Genomic DNA, 1802 nt, shown 5'->3' with positions numbered 1-1802 from the left:
GGATTTGGTATTGGCTGCGTTCTACAGCATCACTGGCTTGACGATACCGTTCCTCCAATTCCTCACAACTCAGATGAGGTAATAGTCTCAAGCGTTTGGGCATAAATCTTTCCCGACTTACTCTATACAGTAAGTATATACCCGGATTTCTTATCACACCATAATTGCACATCTGCATTCGGGTAAGTGCTTTTGATTTGCTCAAGGTCGGCGGCTAGTTTTTTTTCCAGGCTTGTTGCTCATGCATAGTCGCTTTTAGTATGAGCAGGTCTCGGAACCCTCAACCATTAAGTCATTTGTCGTAGTATCTGCCATCCTCTTTGTCTGCTGATGGACTTGCCCGTCACAGATGTTAGCCAGTCTGCCACTTTCCGACCATTCCAAAATCCCCCATCTGGAGCTTGTTCTTGCAAAACTTGCCATAACTGTGCAAGTTCTAGATCTCCTATTAATGGCTTGGCTCCTTGATTTTGTTTTCTGCGTTCCCGTAGCGTGGCTTTTGGCCAATCGCCTAATCCTTCAGCACCCAATTGGTTGTATCTTTTGATTAATGCATAAATCCCGATTCTACTGTAGCCAGTTATTTGGACTACTTCCTCTGTTTTTTTTCCTTGAGCGAGTAACCAGATCACCTGATACTGCCGACTTTCTATGGCACTTTTGGCCTGGCGGTAACCCTGTTGGAGTTCCTCAATGCAAAGAGTGTTCGGTGATGGTAATTCGTCTTGGCATTACTTTGATCTGCACTCTCCACTTTTATTATAAGTGATTAGACGGACATGATATTATTGGGAAAACCTTGGCCTTTCGGCCACGCTTTCGGCAAAGCCGACGCTGCGCGAACGCGAACAACATTCAACCTGCCAACATTCAACTGATCAAACCTGTCAACATTCAACCTGCCAACATTCAACTGATCAAACCTGTCAACCTTCAACGGATCAGACCTGTCAACCTTCAACCTGTCAACCTTCAACCTGTCAACATTTAACTGATCAGACCCGCTAATTTTAAACTTTTCATTGTTAGGAACCACGCGCAAAGTGACACTGCCTTCTTGAGTGAATTTGATAGCGTTTCCCAGTAAATTAATCAAAACTTGGCGCAATTTTCCCTCATCTGTTTTCACATATCGAGGAAGCTCTGGCTCTCGGTAAACGATGAGCTGTAAGCCTTTGGAGGCGGCTCGCAGTCCTAACATCTCTTCGAGACTATCCAGCAGACGATACAGGTCAAAGCTAGTTTCATTTACAGTTATCTGACCTGCCTCAATTTTGGACATTTCTAATATGTCATTGATCAAGTTCAGTAAATGCTCACCACTGCGACTAATGATTGCTAGATATTCCTGATGTTCCTGATTCAGCGATGAGTCACGGTTCATCAATTGGGTGAATCCTAGGATAGCATTGAGGGGGGTGCGCAGTTCATGGCTCATATTGGCAAGAAATTCGCTTTTGGCTTTGTTAGCTTCTTCAGACTTAGTCCGCGCTTTTTCGGCTTCTTTCATACTTTCAGCAAGTTGGACAGTACGTTCTTCTACCCTAGCTTCTAAGTCCTCATTGAGTTGCTGCAAGACCCGGGAGGCTTGTTTGCGCTCAGTAATGTCATGAAAGAACACTGAAAGACCATTAATACCTGGATAAGCTTTCACGTCAAACCAACGTTTGGTCGGTGGATAGTATTCTTCAAAGGTGACAACAACCTGTGCAGCAACCGCCCGATGACATTCCTGGTAGAACTTGGAGCCAAAGACTCCGGAAAACACCTCCTCCAGATTCTGATTCAGAAGCTGTTCGGGT

General features: G+C 44.7%; 1 protein-coding gene and 1 pseudogene. Both read right to left on the bottom strand.

Annotated elements, in window-relative coordinates; translation table 11 throughout:
* Positions 1-152 precede the first annotated feature (152 nt).
* A pseudogene (locus tag F6K37_RS40725) lies at positions 153-732 on the bottom strand (winged helix-turn-helix domain-containing protein); the annotation flags it as partial.
* A gap of 37 nt (positions 733-769) precedes the next feature.
* On the bottom strand, positions 770-1802 hold a 1033-nt coding region (locus tag F6K37_RS40720), incomplete at its 5' end, for a histidine kinase dimerization/phospho-acceptor domain-containing protein (protein WP_287256991.1).

The sequence above is a fragment of the Moorena sp. SIO4E2 genome, assembly GCF_010671945.1.
Classification (GTDB): Bacteria; Cyanobacteriota; Cyanobacteriia; order Cyanobacteriales; family Coleofasciculaceae; genus Moorena; species Moorena producens.
This window is presented reverse-complemented; position numbering and strand designations above follow the sequence as displayed.